Origin of the sequence: Chitinimonas taiwanensis DSM 18899, from assembly GCF_900119825.1 — a bacterium.
In the GTDB taxonomy this organism is placed as follows: Bacteria; Pseudomonadota; Gammaproteobacteria; order Burkholderiales; family Chitinimonadaceae; genus Chitinimonas; species Chitinimonas taiwanensis.
The window spans coordinates 39000-61349 of the sequence record NZ_FPKR01000007.1 but is presented as its reverse complement, the minus strand read 5'-3'; the positions used below and the strand labels follow the sequence as shown (position 1 = coordinate 61349).

20 protein-coding genes are annotated in these 22350 nt (G+C 63.5%); 16 read left to right on the top strand and 4 right to left on the bottom strand.

Going from position 1 to position 22350, the window contains the following annotated elements:
- Positions 1-64 precede the first annotated feature (64 nt).
- Entirely contained in the window at positions 65-898 is an 834-nt protein-coding gene (locus BT173_RS09855) for a phosphate/phosphite/phosphonate ABC transporter substrate-binding protein (protein WP_072428481.1), read from the bottom strand.
- A gap of 171 nt (positions 899-1069) precedes the next feature.
- Here BT173_RS09855 and BT173_RS09850 point away from each other — a divergent pair, with 171 nt between their 5' ends.
- The 3 genes from BT173_RS09850 to BT173_RS09840 are packed head-to-tail and all read left to right on the top strand — an operon-like array spanning position 1070 to position 4482.
- Complete coding sequence (locus BT173_RS09850) at positions 1070-2170, top strand: protein kinase family protein (protein WP_072428480.1); 1101 nt, start codon at positions 1070-1072, stop codon at positions 2168-2170.
- Complete coding sequence (locus tag BT173_RS09845) at positions 2163-3320, top strand: acyltransferase family protein (RefSeq protein ID WP_245794160.1); 1158 nt, start codon at positions 2163-2165, stop codon at positions 3318-3320. Before BT173_RS09850 ends, BT173_RS09845 begins: the two co-directional genes overlap by 8 nt.
- 49 nt (positions 3321-3369) lie before the next feature.
- Positions 3370-4482, top strand: coding sequence for an ABC transporter substrate-binding protein (locus tag BT173_RS09840; protein WP_072428479.1), 1113 nt, complete (start codon positions 3370-3372; stop codon positions 4480-4482).
- Here the strand turns inward: BT173_RS09840 and BT173_RS20060 are convergent.
- Both BT173_RS20060 and BT173_RS09830 read right to left on the bottom strand, forming a co-directional pair.
- Positions 4475-4663 (bottom strand): DUF1289 domain-containing protein, encoded by a 189-nt coding sequence (locus tag BT173_RS20060; protein ID WP_175545586.1) that lies wholly within the window; start codon positions 4661-4663, stop codon positions 4475-4477. The two genes, BT173_RS09840 and BT173_RS20060, sit on opposite strands and share 8 nt — an antisense overlap.
- Positions 4663-6888, bottom strand: coding sequence for a TonB-dependent receptor plug domain-containing protein (locus BT173_RS09830; protein WP_139256112.1), 2226 nt, complete (start codon positions 6886-6888; stop codon positions 4663-4665). The genes BT173_RS20060 and BT173_RS09830 overlap by 1 nt, the downstream gene beginning before the upstream one ends.
- A gap of 218 nt (positions 6889-7106) precedes the next feature.
- On the opposite strand from BT173_RS09830, the gene BT173_RS09825 reads away from it, so the two are divergent.
- On the top strand, positions 7107-8714 hold the full coding sequence (locus BT173_RS09825; protein WP_072428478.1) for an NAD(P)/FAD-dependent oxidoreductase: 1608 nt from the start codon (positions 7107-7109) through the stop codon (positions 8712-8714).
- Positions 8715-8853: 139 nt separating this feature from the next.
- Positions 8854-9618, top strand: coding sequence for a hypothetical protein (locus BT173_RS09820; protein WP_245794159.1), 765 nt, complete (start codon positions 8854-8856; stop codon positions 9616-9618).
- 22 nt (positions 9619-9640) lie between these two features.
- On the opposite strand, the gene BT173_RS09815 is transcribed toward BT173_RS09820, so the two are convergent.
- On the bottom strand, positions 9641-10777 hold the full coding sequence (locus tag BT173_RS09815; RefSeq protein WP_217651444.1) for an acyl-CoA dehydrogenase family protein: 1137 nt from the start codon (positions 10775-10777) through the stop codon (positions 9641-9643).
- Between the two features lie 51 nt (positions 10778-10828).
- Here BT173_RS09815 and BT173_RS09810 point away from each other — a divergent pair, with 51 nt between their 5' ends.
- From BT173_RS09810 to BT173_RS09760, 11 genes are all read left to right on the top strand, one after another.
- Positions 10829-11875: an FUSC family protein gene (locus tag BT173_RS09810; protein ID WP_072428477.1), complete on the top strand. Its 1047-nt coding sequence runs from the start codon at positions 10829-10831 to the stop codon at positions 11873-11875.
- A gap of 118 nt (positions 11876-11993) precedes the next feature.
- Complete coding sequence (locus tag BT173_RS09805) at positions 11994-13199, top strand: acetyl-CoA C-acetyltransferase (protein ID WP_072428476.1); 1206 nt, start codon at positions 11994-11996, stop codon at positions 13197-13199.
- Positions 13200-13287: 88 nt separating this feature from the next.
- Positions 13288-15399: a 3-hydroxyacyl-CoA dehydrogenase NAD-binding domain-containing protein gene (locus BT173_RS09800; RefSeq protein ID WP_072428475.1), complete on the top strand. Its 2112-nt coding sequence runs from the start codon at positions 13288-13290 to the stop codon at positions 15397-15399.
- 87 nt (positions 15400-15486) lie between these two features.
- Positions 15487-16032, top strand: coding sequence for a GNAT family N-acetyltransferase (locus BT173_RS09795; RefSeq protein WP_072428474.1), 546 nt, complete (start codon positions 15487-15489; stop codon positions 16030-16032).
- A complete protein-coding gene (locus BT173_RS09790) occupies positions 16032-16664 on the top strand; it encodes a trimeric intracellular cation channel family protein (protein WP_217651443.1) in 633 nt (210 codons plus the stop codon). Before BT173_RS09795 ends, BT173_RS09790 begins: the two co-directional genes overlap by 1 nt.
- 325 nt (positions 16665-16989) lie before the next feature.
- Positions 16990-19623: a TonB-dependent receptor plug domain-containing protein gene (locus tag BT173_RS09785; RefSeq protein WP_072428473.1), complete on the top strand. Its 2634-nt coding sequence runs from the start codon at positions 16990-16992 to the stop codon at positions 19621-19623.
- A gap of 103 nt (positions 19624-19726) precedes the next feature.
- A complete protein-coding gene (locus tag BT173_RS09780; protein WP_072428472.1) occupies positions 19727-20344 on the top strand; it encodes an NUDIX hydrolase in 618 nt (205 codons plus the stop codon).
- A 108-nt stretch (positions 20345-20452) separates the two neighbouring features.
- Positions 20453-21031, top strand: coding sequence for a GNAT family N-acetyltransferase (locus BT173_RS09775; RefSeq protein ID WP_084658394.1), 579 nt, complete (start codon positions 20453-20455; stop codon positions 21029-21031).
- Positions 21028-21471, top strand: a complete 444-nt coding sequence (gene rnhA / locus BT173_RS09770; protein ID WP_072428471.1) for a ribonuclease HI — start codon at positions 21028-21030, stop codon at positions 21469-21471. The genes BT173_RS09775 and rnhA overlap by 4 nt, the downstream gene beginning before the upstream one ends.
- Positions 21471-21992, top strand: coding sequence for a GNAT family N-acetyltransferase (locus BT173_RS09765; RefSeq protein WP_072428470.1), 522 nt, complete (start codon positions 21471-21473; stop codon positions 21990-21992). Before rnhA ends, BT173_RS09765 begins: the two co-directional genes overlap by 1 nt.
- Positions 21989-22333, top strand: a complete 345-nt coding sequence (locus tag BT173_RS09760; RefSeq protein ID WP_072428469.1) for a hypothetical protein — start codon at positions 21989-21991, stop codon at positions 22331-22333. Before BT173_RS09765 ends, BT173_RS09760 begins: the two co-directional genes overlap by 4 nt.
- The last annotated feature ends 17 nt before the right edge of the window (positions 22334-22350 follow it).

Sequence of the window (22350 nt, the reverse complement as noted above, 5' to 3'; positions counted from 1 at the left end):
TGACTCAAACGCATAAAAAAACACCGCCCAGGGGCGGTGTTTTGCATTGCGGCATCCAGCCGAATCAGCTGCCCTGCGGCGGGCCGACCCAGTCGACGATGGCTGTGTAATCGGCCGGCTTGGCGGCGACCAGATTGGCCAGGTTCACATCCTGCAGCGCCTTCTTGCCCACACTGCTCTGGCTGATGGCCAGCAGCGCGCTCTGCAGGCGGTTTGCCTCGCTGGCGGCCAGCTTGGGGCTGGCCAGGAAGGACCAGTTCGGCAGCGGACGGCTCTTGATCGCCCAGGCGCCGCCCTTCTTTTCCCACTCCTTGGCCGCCTTCGAGTTCGAGGTCAACAGGCCGGCGTCGCTCAGCTGGCTTTCCACACCGAATACGATCGAATCCTGCAGCGAGGTCGGCTGCAGCTTCAGCTCTTCCGGCTTCACGCCCGCGTCGCGCAGCATGGCATAGGCCACCTTGGTCAGATCGCTCTGTGGCTCGGGAATAGCCAGGCGCAGGCCGCGCAGATCGCGCACCGAACCGTACTGACGGCCGCTGGGCGCGATGAATACCACCTGCTTGGTGCCCTCGTTGGCCGCCAGCAGCTTGTATTGCATATCGCGGATCGCCCAGCCGGCGATATAGCTGGTACGCGTGTACACCAGCTCGCAGTCGCCCTGCTTGATGGTCTGCAGCAGCGCGCCGAAGCTCAGCACCTTGATCTTGACCGGACGGCCGGCGCTGCGCGCAATCTCGTCGGCCAGCGGACGGTATTTATCACGCACCTTGCCCAGATCGGACTGACCGGAGCTACCCTCAGCAACGGCCATGCACAGTGGCTCACCATCGGCCGCTGCCGTTACACTCAGCAGGCCCGCCAGCAAGACGGCGCAGCCGCGCAAATGCATCCATTCCATTGGAATATCCCCAAGAAAAAGGGCGCGATTATCCTTATTCCAGATGGATTGAGTACTGTGGGAAACCGTTAGTAATGAATGAGATAGCAATGCGAAGGCGTGCCAAGCCGCAGCCCAGGCCGCTTACAGAAAACTGACAATTATTTACCCCCAAGATATTGCCAACCGCCCATGCCCAGCACGCCTAGCCTGAATGACCTACGCCAGCAACAGCAACTCGCCTTCCTGGCCCAAAAAACCGAGCTGCGCATCGGTCACGCGCATGCCTGCCCCCTGCCGCCCGAACACTTGGCCGAGTTGGACGAACACGCCAGCGAAGTGACCGCAGTACTCGAATCGGGGCTGACCGCCCGGGTATTCCAGCTCAAGCTGGCGGGCGCGGACTATGCGCTGAAGAAGGCGCGCCCGAACTGCCTGGTGCAGAACCTGGATGGGCAGACCTCTTTCCTGAACGAGCTGCAAAGACGTGCCGAGATTGACGCACTGCGCCAGCGGCATGGCGGCTTCAGCGGCATCGTGCCCACGCTGTACGGCTCGCTCGCCCAGGGCATCATCCTGTCGCCCTGGCTCAGCGGCGGCACCCTCCAGGACTGGGACGAGCGCAAGCTGATCCAGCTGTTCGCCAGCGGGGCCGAGCTGTGTCGGCACGGCCTGTTCGAATGGGATTTCTGTCCCGGTAATCTGATCGATGACGGCCGCCAGCTCTGGCTGTTCGACTTCGGCTATATGTACCGCTTCGACCCGCTCACGCAGTTCAACTCGGCCGGCCAGGGCAATGATGTCCCCGAGCACCATCTGGCCGAACGCATCGAGACGCGCGCCTACTTTGCCTGGCTGCTGGAACAGGAGCAGACGCGCGGCCAGGACTCTGCGCTGGCTGCCTTCCGCCTCGAGAAAGAGATCGCCATCGAGGCCTATCGCAAGCTGCGCCTCGAGCTGGGCGCCGATGGGGCCAATGGCGATGTGCTGGGCTGGCTGGATGGACTGGGCCAGCAGTGGCGCCAGGCCTTGCGTGGCGATGGCGAGGCGCTGTACTGGCAGGAAGGCTGGCGCTCGCATCGGCTCGACCTCGACGACGATATCCGTGGCCAGACCTGCACGCCGCGCACGCTGGCCCGTTGCGACTGGATGTTGAACGCGCTGCAGGGCAATTTCGATGCGCTGCGCAGCAGCGGCGCACTCGCGCATGAAACGATCCGCCCCGAACGCGGCGCCCTGCTCGATCATTACCGTCGCTTGCGCAGCCAGGCCGAGGATTTCCAGATTGCCTGAGACCCTGCCCGCGCGCGATGCGCGCATCGATGCCCTGCGTGGCCTGGCCATCCTGCTGGTGCTGGTGCTGCACTTCAGCATCAGCTATGGCCTGCACAAGAGCCCGCTGGCCAACTGGCTGCCGCCCATGCTGCTCGACGCCGTGCTGTGGAATGGCAATTACGGGGTCACGCTGTTCTTTACCCTGTCCGGCTTCCTGATTGCAGGCCCGCTGCTAGCAAAGCCCGGCCCGCTGGCACAGCTGGCGCTGGGCGACTTCTATCTGCGCCGCTTCGCCCGCATCCTGCCGCCCTTGCTACTGGCCCTGGCGCTGATCATCGCGCTCGGCTACAGCGGGCACCCGAGTTTCGCCAATGTGGATGGCGGCCATGACCTACCGGCCAGCTTCAGCTGGTGGGCCGCCTTCTCGGTGCTCAGCTTCTGGCACAACGTGCTGATGCAGCAGCTCGGTTACTTCAATTACGCGCTCAATGTGTACTGGTCGCTGTCGGTCGAGGAGGTGTTCTACCTGTGCCTGCCGCTGGCCTGCCTGCTCTTGCGCCGACGACGCTGGCTGCTGCTGGCCTGCGCAGCGCTGATCGCCATCGGCCCCTGGTATCGCGCCCAGCATCTCGATAGCGAGCTCTACTTCATGTATGGCTACTGGGCCTGCTTCGATGCGATCGCCCTGGGAGTGGCCGCCGCCATTCTGGCGCCGCATATCCGGCTGTCCGGCACGGCGCGCGTGCTGCTGCAATGGCTGGCGGCCGCCCTGCTGCTGTTCAGCTTCCTGATAGGCATAGGCGGACACGAAGTGTTCGGCTTCAGCCAGGTGGCGCTGGCCTGCGCGGCCTTACTGGTGCTCAAGCCCGTTGCGGCTCAGCCCGGCATCTGTCTGGCCAGCTGGCCGGGGCGTGCGCTGCGCTGGCTGGGCCGGCATAGCTACGAGCTCTATTTATTCCACTGCATCGTGCTGGGCCTGCTGCGCGAAGCCTTGCCGCGCAGCACGGTGGCGCCGGAGGCCAAGCTTGGTCTGCTGCTCGCCTTCCTGCTTGCCAGCTGCCTCTTGGCCGCGCTGGTGGCGCGCCATATCGGTACGCCGGCCAATCGCTATCTGCGCCGCCGGCTGGCGCGTCGGAGCAGCCTCGAACCGGCCTTCATTCGCATATAACAATCCAACGCTAGGCTGGCGGTCTTCTGAACTGACCGCGGTCTACATCATGCGTACTGCTTCCTGGCTGGCCTCCCTGGGCCTGGCCGCCGCCACCTTGCTGACCTTGGCGGCCGGCGCCCCGATTCCCATCGTGCAGGTGCTCGATCTCTCCGGCCCGAATGGCGATACCGGCAAGGACTTCCTGACCGGCGCCCAGGTCTATTTCGACAAGCTCAATAGCCGCGGTGGACTAAGGGGCCGTCCGCTCAAGCTGATCGTGGCGGACGATGCCGGCAAGCCGGCCAATACCGTGGCGCTGAGTCGCAAGCTGGTGACCGAGCATAAACCCGTGGCGATGTTTGCCTATTTCGGTGCCGAGAATGTGCGTGCGGTGCTGGCCGACGCCAGCCTGCGCCGCGAGGGCCTGCCCATGGTGGCGCCGCTGGTGGGGGTGGAGCTGGCGAATGCCGACCCAGTCTTTTACCTGCGCGCCAGCCTGGCCGACGAGATGGCACGCATTGCTCGCTTCGCCGCCGGCAGCGGCTTCAAGCGCATCGCCCTGGTAGTGGGCGACGACGCACAGGGCAGCGCAGCCGCACAGGCGATTGCCACCGGACTGCGCAGCAATCAGCTGGTCCTGAGCGGCACGGCGGTGCTGAATAGCGAGGCGAGCAATGTGGAACAGGCCGCTGCCACCCTATTGCGCACCCAGCCACAGGCAGTGCTGCTGGCCGCACCCACCATTGCCTCGGCCGCCTTCGTTCAGGCCTACCAGCGCCAGCAACCGGGCACCGCCTTCTATGCGGTCGCCGGTATCAACCCGCAGACCCTGCGTGAATTCCTTGGTGGCGAGGCAGCACGCTGGGTAGCGGTCAGCGCGCTGGTGCCCTCGCCCTACAACCCGACCACGCCGCTGGCGCGCGAATTCGTCGCCACGCTCAAGCAATACCGCGACGAACCACCCAGCCATAGCTCGCTGGAAGGCTTTGCCGCCGCCAAGCTGCTGGTCAGCGCGTTGGAGCAGGCGGGCGACATCAGCCCAGGCGGCCTGCGCGCGGCGCTGGAAAAACTGCGCACCGATCTGGGCGGCCTGCCGCTACGCCTGGATGGCGATAATCGGCGCGCCTCGCGCTATGGCGATATGGCGGTGATCTCGGCCGACGGCAAGCTGGTCAATTAGCAGGTGGAAGCGGTGCGGGCTGAACCGGCTCGCGCCCCAGGCGCCGCCAAACCGCCAGTTGCTCGGCCTCGCTCATGCCTGACCAGCGGCTGATTTCATCGAGGCTGCGTGCACAGCCGCTGCACTCGGGCCGGTCGGGGCGCAGTGCGCAGCGCCCTACACAGGGCGAGGGCACACTCATCAGTACTTGAGCTCCAGCGTGGCGGTCCAGCTGGTCCAGCTGCGCTGCCAGCTTTCGCTGCTCGACACGCGGCCGTTGTAACGGCTTTCGCTGGCCGAATAGCTGTCCAGATGGCCTAGGTTGCCGGCCGACACACGCAGGCGCGCATCCGGGCTGAAGCGCCACAAGGCATACAGATCGATCACCCGCTTGCGCCCGGTCTGTTTGCGCTCCTCGGCCGTGCTCTGCACTGCATACTCGGGCACCCAGTTCACATTCCCGCCCACGGTCAGCGGCAGCGCACGCAGGCGGTAATCGACACCCAGGTTCAGGCTCAGCTCGGCCTGTCCATCCAGGCGGTTATCCGGCCCCGGCACGCCGCTAACTTCCGACCAGTAGCGGCCAACATTGGCGCGGAAGTCGAGCGGCGGCGCATCGTCCATCAGCTCAGCCAGCTGGAACTTGGCTTCCAGCTCCACGCCATAGGCGCGCGCGCTATCGAGGTTGATCGGCTGGCTGAGCCAGCGTCCATCGGCGCCCAGGCGCTTGACGCGACGGATCACGTCCTCGATCTGGCGCGCAAACAGATTGGCCGACAGCATGCCGCTCTGGCTCAGATAGCGTTCATAGGCCATCTCCAGGCCCCAGGACAGCTCGGGCTTGAGGGCCGGGTTGCCGCGTACATCGGGGCTGAATTCATCGTTGTTCTCTGCCAGCACCACCCGGTCGAGCAGATCGGCCGGGCGCGGCGCGCGATAGGTGCGCGACAGGCCGAGGCGCAGCTGGTCCTTCTTGCCTTCATCAAGGCGCCACACGCCCTGCAGGGTCGGGCTCCATACCGCGCTGCGACTGTCGAGCGAGGCCGTGCCGCCCTCGCTGCGCTGGCTGATCTGTTCCCAGCGCAGGCCGCCATACAGCGCCCACTGCGGGGCGATGTCCCATTCATCCTGGGCATAGAAGGCGGTGCGCAGTGTGCGTGCGTGGGTATTACTGGCCGGGTCCAGCGTGCTGCTGTCGCTGAAGCCGATCTGTACACGCTCCTCGCGACGGCGCTTCTGGTCGATGTCATAGCCGAGGTCCAGGCTATGGCCATTGCCCAAGGGCAGCGACCATTTGCCGCTGCTGCTCAGGCCCGCTTCGCGGTTCAGCGTGTGGTCGAGATTGCGCGCATCGGGCTGGCCGAGCTGGCTTTCAATGCGTGTCTCCTCGCTGCTATTGCGGTTGTAATCACCGCCCAGGCGCAAGGTCAGCTTGCCCAGCTCGCCCAGGGGCATTTGCCGGTTCAGGTTCAGGCGCACCATATCAAAGCGGTTGTCCGAGCGCGCCTGCGCGGTGTCGTAGGGCGCCACACCCAGGGGCTGGGTCAGCGTGGTCTCGCCGGTATCCACATCCTGGCTATGCATGGCAAACATTTGCAGATTCAGCGTATCGCCCTCGCCATAGCGCCAGCCCAGGCGCGGGGCCAGATGCAGCGAATAGCCACGCGACTGCCGCTCGCTCGCGCGCCACTGCTCGGAGGTCAGCGCACCGGTGCTGTCGTACTGGCGCTGCACGCTGCGCGTTTCGCTCTCCTGCTGGTCATAGCGCTGCAGATTGCCGGACAGCGTGTAGCTGAGCTGGCCGGCCTTGTCGCTATGCTGCAAGCCAATACGTGGCTGCAGCTTGTGGCCATCGGTCTGGCTGGCCGACAAGCTGACATCGGTGGTGCGTTTGCGCGCATCTTCGCGCAGCACGATATTGATGGTGCCAGCCACCGCCTGTGCGCTGTGCTCGGCCAGTGGCGAGCGCATGATCTCGATGCGTTCGATCAGCTCGGGCGATAGCGAATCGAGCGAAAAGCCGCGCGCCATCGGCTCGCCGTTGATCAGAATCTGGGTATACGAAGCCATGCCGCGCATGCTGATCTGACCACCGCGCCGGCCGGGTGGCCCGCCCACCGTCACGCCGGGCAGGCGCTTGAGCACATCGGCCACCGAGCTATCGCCAAAACGGGCGATTTCCTCTTTGCCCACGATGATGCGGCTGGCCGTACTTTGCTGGCGCAGCTTGTTATCGCTGAGCTGGCGGCCAGTCACGCTGATCTGTTCGGTCTGCTGGGTAGTGGTCTCGGCCGGTTTGGCCTGGGCATCACTTGCCGGCGCGGCAGGCGCATCGGCCGCCCAGCTATGCAGGGCGCTCGCGCACAAGAGGCTCAGTGGCAGGCGGGAAAAACGGGAAGCGGGCATGGGAATGAGAAGGGCTTTCAATTAAGTCGGCGCGAGTATTGCACAGCCGCCGTGACGCCCATGCGCGACGCTAACCCTTATTTACAAATCAGACTGCTCTGTAAGACTTTTGCTGCACTGCGTGCATCCCGCGCCGCAATTTCGCGATCTGCCAACTAGAAATTACAATACGCGCTTGGCCGACCCGAGCCTTCGCTCGGGCCGGCCGCTTCCCTTTTAGATTGAACACTGGAACACCCATGCTGCGCCTCAATGAACTTCGCCTGCCGCTAGACCACGCCCCCGAGGCCCTGCCCGAGGCGATTGTGCAAAGGCTGAAGATCAAGCCCGAGGCGCTCAAATCCTTCACCGTGTTCAAGCGCAGCTACGACGCGCGGCGCGGCCATCCGCTGATGCTGATTTACAGCGTGGACTGCGAACTCGCCGACGAAGCCGGTGTGCAGAAGCGCTTTGCCACCGACCATAAGATCGTCCCCACGCCGGACATGGACTACAAGCTGGTTGGCCATGCGCCCTCGGATCTCGCGCACCGCCCGGTGGTGGTCGGCTTCGGTCCCTGCGGCATCTTCGCCGCCCTGCTTTTGGCGCAGATGGGCTTCAAGCCCATTGTGCTCGAGCGCGGCAAGGAAGTGCGCCAGCGCACCAAGGACACCTGGGGGCTGTGGCGCAAGAATGTGCTGAATCCCGAATCGAATGTGCAGTTCGGTGAAGGCGGCGCCGGCACCTTTTCGGACGGCAAGCTGTATAGCCAGATCAAGGACCCGCGCTATCTGGGGCGCAAGGTGATCGCCGAGTTCGTGAAAGCAGGCGCGCCCGAGGAAATCGTCTATGTGAGCAAGCCGCATATCGGCACCTTCCGCCTGGTCGGCATGGTGGAAAAGATGCGCGAGACGATTACCGAACTCGGTGGCGAGATCCGCTTCGAGCAGAAAGTCACCGATATCCAGATCGAAGACGGCGCGGTGCGCGGCCTAACCCTCGAAAGCGGCGAGCAGATCCGCACCGACCATGTCGTGATGGCGCTGGGCCACAGCGCGCGCGATACCTTCGAGATGCTGCATGCGCGCGGCGTGTTCATGGAGGCCAAACCGTTCTCGGTCGGCTTCCGTATCGAGCACCCGCAATCACTGATCGACCGCGCGCGCTTTGGCAAACATGCCGGCCATCCGCTCTTGGGCGCGGCCGATTACAAACTCGTGCATCACGCCCAGAACGGCCGTTCGGTCTACAGCTTCTGCATGTGCCCGGGCGGCACCGTGGTGGCGGCCACTTCGGAACCGAACCGCGTAGTCACCAATGGCATGAGCCAATACTCACGTAACGAACGCAATGCGAATGCCGGCATCGTGGTCGGCATCACCCCGGACGATTACCCGGGCGGCCCGCTGGCCGGCATCGCCTTCCAGCGCGAACTCGAATCGCGCGCCTTTGTGCTCGGTGGTGGCAATTACGAAGCGCCGGGCCAGTTGGTGGGTGACTTTATCGCCGGACGCGATTCGACTGCGCTGGGCAGCGTGGAGCCGTCCTACAAGCCGGGCGTCAAACTCGGCAGCCTGCATAGCGCGCTGCCCGCCTATGCCATTGAAGCCATGCGCGAAGCACTACCGGCTTTCGGCAAGCAGATTCAAGGCTTCGATATGCACGATGCGGTGCTAACCGGCGTGGAAACCCGCACCTCCTCGCCCTTGCGCATCACGCGCGGCGAGGACTGCCAGAGCCTGAATGTGCGCGGCCTGTTCCCGGCCGGCGAAGGCGCCGGTTACGCGGGCGGCATCCTGTCAGCCGGCGTGGACGGCATCAAGGTGGCCGAGGCCGTGGCGCTCAGCGTGCTGGGCCGCGCGGCCTGATCCAAGGCCTTCCAAACCAGGCAGCGTTGATCGCTGCCTTTTTTGTGCGTGTAGACACTGAACCCTGCTGCGGCAAGCAGCTCCAAGCAGCCGCAAGCGCCCACCACCCCAGCCAACCCTCAACTCAGAAAGCTGCGCCGTGACACCGAACTCGCTGACTCGCCTGCTGACCTTGTCCGTACTCTTGCTGTGCACGCTACCCAGCCGCGCCGATGGCCTGGCCGACCTGAAAGCCGCATTGAGCCGCCTGCAGGGCCAGACCCCGCTCAAGGCGCAGCTTGAGGTGAAGACCTGGCGCCGCCAGGGCGAGGGCAAGGATGCGCAGGATAAGCAGGGCGCCGCCGCGCTAACGCTGGAAGACAATGGGCGCGGCCTGCAGCTGATGTACGGCAAGGACCTGCTGGCCCGCGTGGAGGCCGAGCAGCGCGCGCAGCTGAAGAATAAGGAAGTCAGCACGCCGGCGCTAACCGGGCTGCGCGATCTGGAATTCACCGATCTGCGCGGCATGAGTTCGGCCGCGGCCAGCCTTGCGCATGCGGTCGAGGACGCGGTGTTTCTGAACGAGATCAGCGATCAGTACGCGGGCAAGCCGGTGCGGCGGCTGAACTTTGAAGTGCCGCTGGAGAAGCTTCCGCAGCGCGAACGCAAATATGTGCGCGAGCTTGATGCCAAGCTCAGCGTCTGGATCGCCGCCGACGGTACACCGCTGGCCAGCACGGTGCGTGTGAAGGCTAGCGGGCGCGCGTTTATCGTGGTGCGTTTCAAGCACTTCAGCGAGGAAGACCGCGTGTACAGCGTGCTGGGCGACCGCCTGCTCCTGGTACGCAAGGAAGAGCGTGGCGGCGCCTCGGGTGCGGGCGAAAGCCAGGAATACAAGACCAGCCTGAGCCTGCAACCGGTCTGAAGCCGGCTGCGCTCGGCCCGCCCTACATCGCCTTGGCGATGATCTCCTTCATGATCTCGCTCGACCCGGCATAGATGCGCGCCACGCGCGCCGAGGCCCATAGCCGGCCTATCGGGTACTCGGCCATGAAACCATAGCCACCAAACAGCTGCAGGCAGCGGTCGGCCGCGCGGCCCAGCAGCTCGCTGGTCCACAGCTTGGCCTCGGCCGCATCCACGGTATCCAGGCTGCCCGCCTGGTGCTCCATGACCAGCCGGTCGAGATAGACCTGGCCGATATCGAGCTCGGTCTTGATCGCGGCCAGCTCGAAGCGGGTGTTCTGGAATTCGAACAGGGTCTGCCCAAACGCGCGCCGCTCCTTCACATAGGCCAGCGTCATCGCCAGGGCAGATTGGGCCGCGGCCAGCGAGCCGATCGCGCAGATCAGCCGCTCAGGCGCCAGCATCTGCATCAAGAGCTTGAAGCCCTGGTGCGGCTCGCCAAGCAGGTTCTGCTTGGGCACCTTCACATCGCGAAAGAACAGCTCGGCCGTGTCCTGACTGTGCTGGCCTATCTTCTCCAGGCGCCGGCCCACTTCGAAGCCGGCCCAGCCCTTTTCCACCAGGAAGAGCGACAGACCGCGCTTCTCGCTCGGATGGGTGCGCGCCGCCACGATAACCAGATCGCTATGCACGCCATTGGAAATAAAGGTCTTCGCACCATTCAGCAGCCAGTAGTCGCCGCAGTCCTCGGCGCGGGTCTGGATGCCGGCCAGATCGCTGCCGGTATTCGGCTCGGTCATCGCCACCGCCAGCACGCAGTCGCCCGACACCACGCCGGGCAGATAGCGCTGCTTCTGCTCGGGTGTGCCAAAGCTATCCAGATAGGGCGCCACCAGCGAGGAATGCAGGCCGAGCGCCAAGCCCCATTCATTGGCCAGACCCAGCTCCTCGGCCACGATCTGCTCATAGCGGTAGTCGCGGCAGCCGGCACCGCCATAAGCCTCGTCGACAAAGGTGGCCAGGAAACCCAGCTCGCCGGCGCGGCGCCAGATGGCGCGCGGCACCTGGCCGGCCGCCTCCCATTCGCGCTGGTACGGGGTCACTTCCTCGGCCAGGAAGCGGCGGAAATTGCTGCGGAACAAGGCGTGTTCCGCATCGAAATGGCGGCGCGCAATCATTTTGTCTCCTAGTTTGTGTGAGTGACGTCTGTCGGGATCGGCTCAAGCACCATGCCCTACCCTTTTCATCTGCTGCGCTGGCGCGACGGCGCGCTGCCCTGGCGCCAGGCCGTGTGCGCGGCGCTGGGCGTGGCGGTGCCGGCCGCGCTGGCGCTGCATCTGCACGAGCCGGCCGGCCTGCTGTTCGGCGCGGTCGGCGGCCTGTATGCGAGCCTGCTCGATTTCGGCGGCAGCTTGCGCCACCGCCTGCTGACCCAGGCCGTCGGCCTCGCCCTGGTGGTCGCCAGCGCCGCACTCGGCCATTGGCTGGGGCCGCAGCACGGCCTGCTGTTTCTGGTGCTGGCCGTGCTCAGCTTCGGCATAGGCTGGCTGGACGGCAGCGGTATCGCGGTGGAAACCATTCTGCGCTTTGCCGCGCTGATGCTGCTGGTGTACGCCTTCGTTCCGGTCCTGCCCGCCCAGGGCCTGCCCTTCTTTGCGCTCGGCATCGGTGTCGGCCTCCTGGCAGTGTGGCTGGACAGCCTGCTCTTCCCGCGCGCCCTGCCGCGCCGCCACCCCGGCCTGCGTAATGCCGGGCGGCTGATTGCAGCCGGCCACAATGCCGGCTGGCTGCACGCCAGCGGCTTCAGCCTGGCCGTTACCGGCGGGCTGGCCCTGGCGCTCTGGCTCGACTATCAGCGCCCGGCCTGGGTGGCGGCGGTCACTCTGTTCGTAATCCGCCCCGATGGCCCGGACAGCCTGCGCCGCCTGTTCCAGACCGTGTTCGGCACGCTGGCCGGCGTGGCACTGGCCTGGCTGATCGGCCGCTATCTCCAGCAGCCGGCGCTACTGCTCGGCTGCGTCGTCGTCCTGGCTTTTCTGCGCCCGATTGCCCTGGCCAAAAACCTGTGGGCGCAGGCCTGCACGCTGACTGCGCTGATCCTGCTGCTATTCGATCTGACCCTTGGCCACGCGGCCAGTCTGCTGCTATTGCACGAACGCCTGCTCGACACCCTGCTCGGCTCGGCCGTGGCGCTGCTGTGCATGCTGCTGTTCAACCGTCAGGCACGCCGGCATTTGCTTGATCGCCTGCGCGTGCCGAGTACGCCACCAGCCTGAGGTCGATGCAGCTCGGCCACAGCAGGCGCCTAGCCGATATGGCGCCGCTATCATGCGCCGAGTTTTTACTTTAATCTAGCGCTTGCTTGAAACATTGATTGATCACGGAAAGCCCACCATGTCCGAAGCCTATCTCTACCAAGCCCTGCGCACGCCGCGCGGCAAGGGTAAGCCCGACGGCAGCCTGCACGAGGTGAAGCCCGTCACCCTGCTGACCGGCCTGATGCACGAACTCACCCAGCGCAGCGGCCTGAACAGCGCCGAAGTGGATGATGTGGTGCTCGGCTGCGTAACGCCGGTGGGCGACCAGGGCGGCGACATTGCCAAGACCGCCGCGCTGGCGGCCGGTTGGGACTGGCAGGCGGCCGGTGTGCAGGTGAACCGCTTCTGCGGCTCGGGCCTCGAGGCCATCAATCTGGCCGCGCAGAAAGTGCGCTCGGGCTGGGAAGACATCGTGGTGGCCGGCGGCGTGGAGTCGATGTCACGCGTGGCGATGGGCTCGGATGGCTGGGCCATGGCCACCGACCCGGAAACCGCCCGCGCGATCGGCTTCGTGCCGCAGGGCATCGGTGCCGACCTGATCGCCACGCTGGAAGGCCTGGGCCGTGCCGAGGTAGATACGTATGCAGTGGAGAGCCAGCGTCGCGCCGCTACCGCACAGGCGGCCGGCTATTTCGACCAGTCGGTGGTGCCGGTACGCGACCAGAACGGCGTGCTGATTTTGGCGCGCGATGAGTTCATCAAGCCCAGCACCACGCTGGAAGGCCTGGCCAAGCTCAAACCGAGCTTCGCCCAGCTAGGCAGCATGGGCTTTGACTCGCTGGCCCTGCGCCGCTACCCATGGCTGGAACGCATCGAACATGTGCACCATGCGGGCAATGCCTCGGGCATCGTCGATGGCGCGGCGCTGGTGCTGATTGCCAATGAACAGGCTGGCCAGCGCTATGGCTGGCGGCCGCGCGCGCGCATCGTGGCCACCGCCCTCACTGGCACTGACCCGAGCATCATGCTGACTGGCCCGGCGCCGGCAGCGCGCAAGGCGCTGGCCAAGGCGGGGCTGAGCGTAGATGACATCGACCTGTTTGAAGTGAACGAAGCCTTTGCCGCCGTGGTGCTGCGCTTTGCGCGCGAGATGGGCGTGGGTATGGAGCGGATCAATGTGAATGGCGGCGCCATTGCGCTGGGCCATCCGCTGGGCGCCACCGGCGCAATGATCCTGGGCACGCTGATCGACGAGCTGGAACGCCAGCACAAGCGCTATGGCCTCGCCACGCTGTGCATCGGCGGCGGCATGGGCATCGCCACCATCATCGAGCGGGTCTGAGTGATCGCCCTCGCGCCAAGGCTGCGCGCCGCTGCGCCCTTGGCGTCCTCTACGCTGCAAAACAGCACGGACTGAAACGGACAAGCACATGAGCATTGACTTCCAGATGGACGCCCAGGGCGTCGTGACCCTGAGCCTGGATGCGCCAGGCCAGACTATCAACACCATGGATGCGGCCTTCCGCGCCAGCATCGCCGCAGTAGCCGACCGACTGGAGGCCGAACGCGCGCAGCTGCGCGGCGTGATCATCGTGTCGAGGAAAAAGACCTTCTTCGCCGGTGGCGATCTGGACGAGCTGCGCAGTATTCCCGCCGATGGCGCCGAGGCTTTTTTCCAGATGGTGGAAACCATGAAGCGTCATATGCGCCGCATCGAAACCCTGGGCGTACCGGTGGTGGCCTGCCTGAACGGCGCGGCGCTCGGCGGTGGCTGGGAAGTGGCGCTGATTGCCCATCACCGCATCGCGCTCGACAAGGACAAACGCCAGTTCGGCCTGCCCGAAGTGAGCTGGGGCCTGTTACCCGGCGCGGGCGGCATCAGCAAGATGGTGCGCCTTCTGGGCCTGCAGGCGGCCTTTCCCTATATCTTGGAAAGCCAACAGTTCTCGGCGCGCGAGGGCATGGCGGCCGGCCTGATCCACGCCCTGGCGCAGGACGAGGCCGATATGCTGGCGCAGGCGCAGGCCTATATCGCCGCCCACCCGGCTTCGCGCCAGCCCTGGGATGAAGATGGCTACAAGCTGCCCGGCGGCGCGCCCAACCACCCCAAGGTGGCGCAGATGCTGTCGGTGGCGCCCGCCGCACTGTACGAGAAGACGCGCGGCAACTACCCGGCCCCCGAACGCGCGCTGGCCGCCATGGTGGAAGGCGCTCAGGTCGATTTCAGCACCGCGCTGCGCATCGAAAGCCGCTACTTCACCGAGCTGTGCGTGGGCCAGGTGGCCAAGAATATGATCGGCACGCTGTTCTTCTCCATGAACGAGATCAAGGCCGGCGCCAGCCGCCCGGCCGGTTTCGATAAGTGCACAGTGCAAAAGATCGGCGTACTCGGCGCCGGCATGATGGGCGCGGGCATTGCTTGGGCCGCGGCCAGCCGTGGCGTGCGGGTGGTGCTCAAGGATGTCGACCTGTCCGCGGCCGAGCGGGGCAAGGCCTACTCGGCCAAGCTGCTGGCCAAGCAGGTGGAAAAGGGCCGCAAGACCCAGGCGGAAGCCGATGCCGTGCTCGCACGCATTCAGACCACGGCCAGCCTGCCCGAGCTGGCCGGCTGCGAGATCGTCATCGAGGCGGTATTCGAAAACCGCGAATTGAAGGCGCAGGTGACGCGCGAGGTGGAGGCCGTGCTGGGCGCCGAGGCGCTGTTTGCCAGCAATACCTCCACCCTGCCGATCAGCGAACTGGCTGCGGCCAGCCAGCGCCCGGCCAACTTCATCGGCCTGCATTTCTTCAGCCCGGTCGACAAGATGCAGCTGGTCGAGATCATCCGTGGCCAGCGGACCAGCCCGGCCAGCCTGGCGCGCGCCTACGACTTCGTGCAGCAGATCGGTAAAACACCCATCGTGGTCAACGACGGACGCGGCTTCTTCACCAGCCGCGTGTTTGGCAGCTATGTGAACGAGGGCATGGCCATGCTGGGCGAAGGCATACCGCCGGCCATGATCGAGGCGGCCGGCCTGCAGGCCGGCATGCCGGTCGGCCCCTTGGCGGTGACCGACGAGGTGAGCCTGAGCCTGTGTGCGCATATTGCCGCCGAAGCGCGCGCCGCGCTCGGTAGCGCCTATCTGGCCCACCCGGCTGACGCAGTGCTGGCACGCATGCTAGACGAATTCGGCCGCCAGGGCCGCGCGGCGGGTGGCGGATTCTACGACTACCCGGAAGGCGCCAAGAAGCAGCTCTGGCCAGGTCTGGCCGCCTTCGCCCAAGCGGGCAAGGCACTGCCCGCGATGCAGGAGCTGATCGATCGTCTGCTGTTTGTGCAGGCACTCGACACCGCGCGCTGCTTCGACGAAGGCGTGCTGGAAAGCGAACGGGATGCGAATGTCGGCGCACTGCTCGGCATCGGCTTCCCGGCCTGGACGGGCGGCACAGCGCAATTCCTCAAGCAGTACGGGGTGGCGAAAGCGATAGCCCGCGCCGAACAGCTGGCCGCCCAGCATGGTGCGCGCTTTGCGGTGCCCAACTGGCTGCGCCAGCAGGCCTGAACGCGGACAAGCGCGGGCCGACTGTGCTGTAATCGGGTCTTTACCCACGACCGCGCCGGAAGGCGCGGTTTTGTTTCGCGCCCGCCCATGCCCTTCAGTACCGCCCAGATCCGCCCCGCCACCCGGCAGGATAGCCCGTGCCTGGCCGCACTCGGCCAACAGGTCTGGCTGGATACCTATGCGCAAGACGGCATACGCCCAGCCCTGGCGACCTATGTGCACCAACACTTCAGCCCGGCGCGCTTTGACCTGCAGGTCAGCTCGGCCCAGCAGCGGCTTTGGGTGGCGGAAGCGCACGGGCATCTGCTCGGCTATCTGCAGCTCGACCTCGCCGCGCCCTGCCCGGTCGCGGGTGGCGGCACGGTGGAAATCAGCACGCTGTATGTACTGCGCCATGCCCAAGGGCAAGGCCTGGGCCGCCGCCTGCTGGATGCGGCCAGCCAGCACGCGCACGGCAGCAGCCGAGCCGGCCTGTGGTTGAGCGTGAATGCCACCAATCTGGCGGCACAGGCCTTCTATGCGCGGCAAGGCTTTATACAACTGGGTGAGATCGACTTCGAACTCGATGGCGTGCGCCACCCGAATCAGCTGCTCTACCGCGGCACACAGGCAGGACAAGGAGATAGACCGTGATGAACTGGTCCACATTGGGCAGCGTGTTATTCGATATGGACTGGCTGTTCCTGGTCGGCACTGCGGCCTTCAGCGTGTCCGGCTACCTGATCGGCGTGAAGAAACGCTTTGATCTGCTCGGCGTGCTGATCGTGGCCATCCTGACCGCCATCGGCGGCGGCGTGGTGCGCGATGTACTGCTGAACCGGGTGCCGGTGGTGTTTCAGGATGCCTCTCCCGTCAGCACCATCATCGCTACCCTGGGCGCTGCCTGGCTGCTTAGCCTGCACAAGAGCTGGAACGCCCGCATGCACAAGATCTTCGTGCTAGCCGACTCCACCGGCCTGATCGCCTTCAGCCTGGCCGGCGCCCAGGTCGGCATCAGCTACGGGCTCAATCTGTTCGGCGTGCTGTGCGTGGGCTTCATCACCGCCGTGGGCGGCGGCGTGCTGCGCGATATGCTGGTCAACGACGTCCCCTTCATCCTCGACCGCGACTTCTACGGCACGGTCGCCATCCTGATGGCCGGCCTGCTCTACGCCGCCCACGCCCTAGGCTATGCAGGCAACAGCACCCTATGGACGCTATTCGCACTAGGCCTGGGCATCCGCCTGCTCGCGCATTGGCGGGATTTCCGTTTGCCGACGGTGTAGACCCTAACTTTTTTTCAAATGGATCAAGCATCTGCAGACAGCCAAGTCTGACCATCAGCCAACAAGAGCAAGACCCTAGCTTCAAGTAGCTGAAATCAAGCTAAAGGAACCACTGGGGGCCTAAGAAATATAAATTTGCGGATTGGCAACACAGCAGTAACGAGTTTGTAGGCTAAGGCCGCTATTCGCGCGGGCTTCAGGTAGCATCCTCACCCTTCAGACTGTCTCAACCAAACGACAGAACTGACAGAGGTGGCCAGATCGGCCGCTATTTATCTGTGTTCCAACTCATCGGAATAGCCTGACTCGAATCAGGGGAGATCTCATGCAGCTCAAGAAAATCAGCCAAGCTTTATTGGTGCTAGGTGTTGCCGGCATCGCTAACCATACTTTTGCAGCGGAGGAAGGGGCTCAAAAGGCAGAGAAAATTGAAGTCACGGGTTCGCGCATCAAACGTATCAGCAGCGAAACCCCGTCACCGCTCACCATTATTTCTCGCAAGGAAATCGAGCAAAGCGGCAAGGCCAGCGTAGCAGAAGTTCTGCGCTCGATTAGCGCCAATAACGCTAATAGCTACAACGAGACTTTCACGAATTCTTTTGCGCCCGGCGCATCGGGCATTTCGCTGCGTGGCCTCGGCCAGAAGGCAACCCTGGTTCTGCTGAACGGCCGTCGCGTAGCGAACTATGGATTTGCACAAAATCTGTCCGATGCATTCTTCGACTTGAACAGCATTCCCGCATCAGCGATTCAGCGTATTGAAGTACTGCGCGATGGCGCATCCGCAGTTTACGGCTCTGATGCGATTGCCGGCGTGGTGAACGTTATCCTGCGCAAAGACTTTGCTGGCCTGGAAACGACAGCCAGTGCGGGGACGTCGACCGAAGGCGGGCTCAATGAATACCGCATGTCGGCCACAGGCGGTATCGGCAATATCGACGAAGACAAATTTAATGTCTTGCTGTCTGTTGACTACTTGAAGCGCGACAGCTTGCGAGCCTCGGAACGGGATTTCACCAAAGATCAGGACTTCCGCAAGTACCCTGGCGGCCTGTTTGGATGGTCCGCAGGCGGCGGCACTTTCCGCGTCTCGGCAACCGCACGTCAAGCTTTCGCCAACTGTCCGAATGGTACGGTGAAGATGGATGCGTCCAACTTCAACAACCCGTATACCGGGTCGGTATTAACTGGTGATGTCTGTGCATTCAATACGGCAGACATGCTAGAACTCATGCCAGGGACCGAGCGCGTAAACGCCTTTGCCCGCGGCACCGCAGACTTCGGTGTAGTACAGGGCTATGGTGAGGTGCTGCTCTCCCACACCGATACCGATCAAACCTTTACACCTGCCGCTATTTCCAATTCGGGTACAGGCACTCGCTATAACCCGGAAACAGGTGGCCTGACCCTCGATAACCATAAACTGCCAGTAGGACATCCTAACAACCCATTTGCCACCACGGCCCGCTTTGCCTACGCTTTTTTGGACGTCGGTCCACGTAGCTCGAAGATTATCAGTGATAGCTATCGCGTCCTTGGCGGTCTGAAAGGCGAGTTCAGCGGATGGGATTGGGATTTCGCAGCCGGGACATCGGAAAGCAAAGCCAAAAACACCCAGTACAACCGTATCAACGGGGAAGAGCTGGTCAAGGCTATTACCAACGCCACTTACGACTTCTACAACCCAAGCAACTCCAAGGCCGTTGTTGACAAGCTACGCCTCAATATCGTCCGGGAGTCGACTTCGACGGTGAAGTTTGCTGACTTCAAGGTTTCGGGTGAGTTGTTCGACCTACCTGCTGGCACCGTAGGCATGGCAGCTGGCCTGGATTGGCGCAGTGAAGAGATGGATGACCGCCCAGATGCCGCATTGGCTGGCGGGCTAGTACTAGGTCAGGGGGCGACGCGTACACAGGGCAAACGTGATGTCACCGCTGGTTTCGTGGAGTTTGTTGCACCACTGACCAAGCAGCTAGAAATGACCGTGGCAGGTCGCCAAGATAGCTATAGCGACTTCGGCTCTGCCTTTGCTCCCAAGCTTGGATTGAAGTGGACGCCTGCTAAACAGGTAATGCTCCGCGGCTCGTACTCTGAGGGCTTCCGCGCCCCGACTCTGGCAGAGAACGCCCAATCCAATTCGACCTTCTTCGTGAGCGTGATTGATAGCAACCACCCTGTCGCAGGCGAAAAAGGCAAGACCTTCTCTGTCGCAGGGGTAATTGCCAGCAATCCAAACCTGGAAGCTGAAAAGTCAAAGAGCTACACGCTGGGTATGGTTTTTGAGCCCAGCAACAACTTCAATGCGACTGTTGATTACTACAAGATTCGGCAGAACAAGCTGGTTTCCTCCGATGACACTCAGTTCGTTGTCGATAACTCCAATCTTCCTCAATACAAAGACGCGGTCGTTCGTGACGCCGGCACAGGCAATATTCTCTATGTCGTGACGTCTTATCGAAACCTGCTGTTTGTTGAGACAAAGGGTGTTGACCTCACGGCGACCTGGCGCTCGAACAGCACTAAGTTCGGCCGCTTCACGGCAGACTTCGACGGCAACTATCTACTGTCTTATCGCAAGCCGCCAGCAGATGGCCAGCCGGCTGATGAGTATGTGGGCCGCAGCCTTTCCGATGGCACCTACCCGCGCTTCAAAGCCACTGTCGGGTTTGGCTGGGAAAAGGGCGATTTGACCAGCAAGTTTAAGGTCAATCACACTGATGGCTATCGTCAAGAGCAAGCCGCAGGGCAAACTGAAGTGACGAGCAACACCACCCTGGACTGGTATGGCAGCTACGTTGTTAATAAACAATTCAGCGCATCCCTGTCAGTACAAAACGTGTTCGATCGCACGCCTCCGTTTGATGCCGCCTATGCCAGCCGTTACGGTATCGGTACGAACTTCACCCTGTACGACCTACGCGGCCGTTATGTACGCGCCACGGGCAATTACAAGTTCTGATTCATCATCAACTTGACTTTAAAAAGCGCGGCTCACACCGCGCTTTTTTTTGCAAACAGCACAGCACAAAAACATCGTGCTCATGTACTGGTAAAATCATGCGATGCTGATCCTCCCCACCGACTTCAACGCCTCGCGCGACTGGCTGGCCCATAGGCTAGACACCGTCAAGCTTGCGCCTGGCGGGGATGTGGAGGCGGGTGGGGATGCGACGCCGGCAGCGGTGCTGGTGCCGATAGTCATGCACGCCAGCGGGCCGACCGTGCTGTTCACCAAGCGCACCGAGAAGCTGGCCAAGCATGCCGGGCAGATCAGTTTTCCCGGTGGGCGTATCGAGCCAGATGAGACGCCCGAATCGGCCGCCCTGCGCGAAACCGATGAAGAAGTGGGCATTCGCGCTGACTTCATCGTGCCCGTCGGGCGGCTCGCCCAGTACACCACCGTGTCGCGTTACCGGGTCACCCCGGTAGTTGGGCTGCTCAAGCCAGGTTTCGATCTGGTGCTGCAGGCTGATGAGGTGGCCGAGGTGTTCGAGGTGCCGCTGGCCTTCCTGCTGGAACGCAGCAACTTCGTCGAGAAGGTGCTGAACTTTCCAGAGCGGCGTGCGGTGACCTACGCTGTGAACTGGCAGGGCAAGATCATCTGGGGGGCGACGGCCGGCATGCTGATGACGCTGTACCGCACCTTGAACCCAGATGCGACGAGCGAGCCGACGCCCTGATCCACCCGCCTCAGTGATTGCTTTTTGTGGCGCCTGCGGGCGCGACCCAGCTATTTTTTTCGGCGCCTGCGGGCGCCTTGCCGATTGTCCTGATTGAAGAGAAATACCATGAGCGCAGCCAATACTGTTCTTACCACCCAGCGCCTGACGCTCGAACCGATTACCGCCGCGCATGCCGCCGAGCTGCTGGCCGGCCTGAGCAATGAAGCGCTGTACCAGTTCATCCCGCAAAACCCGCCCGCGTCGCTGGAAGCACTGCAGACGCGCTACAAGCGTCTGGAAAGCCGCAGCTCGCCCGATGGCGACGAGTGGTGGCTGAACTGGGCCGTACGCCTCAGTGGCGGGGAATATGTAGGTGTAGTGGAAGCCACGGTGGACGAAGACAATACCGCCACCATGGCCTGGTTCATCTTCGCCGCACATCAGCGTAAGGGCTATGCCAAGGAAGCCGTGACCAAGCTGCGCGAGCATCTGGAAGGCCCCTTCATGGCCGAGTCCTTCAAGATCTTCGTCGACACCCGTAATGCTGCCTCGATAGCCCTGCTCGAATCGCTGGGTTTCAAGCAGGAAGCGCTGGTGCCGAATGCGGACAACTTCAAGGGCAGCAAGAGCGACGAGTACCGCTACACCTATGTGCCGCCCAGCGTGGCCGCCGCTGCCGCCAAGGCCAAGGGCAAGAAGAAGTGAGCGATGACGTCGTAGTGGCGTATACCGACGGCGCCTGCAAGGGCAACCCTGGCCCAGGCGGCTGGGGTGCGCTGCTGGTCTACAAGGGCCAGGAAAAAGAGCTGTTCGGTGGCGAGCGCGATACCACCAATAACCGCATGGAACTGATGGCGGTGATCATGGCGCTGGAAACCCTCAAGCGCCCCTGCAAGGTCAAGGTCTGGCTCGATTCGCAATACGTGAAGAACGGCATCGAAAGCTGGATACACGGCTGGAAGCGCAATGGCTGGAAAACGGCCGACAAGAAGCCGGTGAAGAATGCCGAGCTGTGGCAACGCCTGGATGCCGCGCGCGGCCAGCATCAGGTGGACTGGGCCTGGGTCAAGGGCCATGCCGGCCACGCCGGGAATGAACGGGCCGATGCGCTGGCCAATAAGGGCGTGGCCAGTCTGCGCGGATGATGAGCACCAGCCTGCACCCCTATTGCGAAGCCGATCGGCCGCTGCTGCGCAGCCTGGAACTGCTCTACTCGCACGACTTCAGCGAGCTGACCAGCCTGAGCCTAAAGGAGGGCGGTTACTTCCTGAACGACGCACAGTTCGAGCAGTACTTCCTGGATGTGCACGCTACGCTGATCATCCGCCACGCCGGCAAGCCGGCCGGCTTTGCCATCGTGGCCGATCACAGCCAGCTGGATGGCCGGCCTGGCGTGCACGATGTGCTGCAGTTTTTCGTGCTGCGCGGTCTGCGTCGCCTTGGGGTGGGCCGCGCCGCCGCCATTTCGCTGTTCGACCGCTTTCCCGGTCCCTGGGAAGTCCGCCAGATCGATGCCAACCCTGCAGCCCAGGCTTTCTGGCGCAAGGTGGTAGCCGAATACAGCGCCGGCGATTACCAGGAACGCCGCTGGCAGGAAGACGACGATAGCGGTGTCGTGCAGTCCTTCATCGCCCGTGGCCACCCCACTGAAACGGAGCTTACATGACCACCTTGTGCATCCAGATCCAACCCGACCGCGTCGCCCAGTTCGACCAAACGGCAGTGGAAGCCGTGTGCGATGCCTTGCGTATCCACAAGCCCTTGATCAGCGCCTTTCAGCTTGAGGCAGGCGAAGATGATGGCCCCTATCTGAACCTGATGTTCGAGACCGAGGACGCGCAGGCGCTCTGGCCGATCCTCCAGACAGCCTTCTACCCAGCCAGCCCCTTCGGCGATATGTTGCGCGCCACCTCGATGGCCATGTGCACTGGCGAAGAAGGCTGGGATGACTTCCTGCTGCTCTATCACTACGACGACAATCTGCAGCTGGACAGCCTCGCCGATTAAGCGCGCCTTGCTGCGTT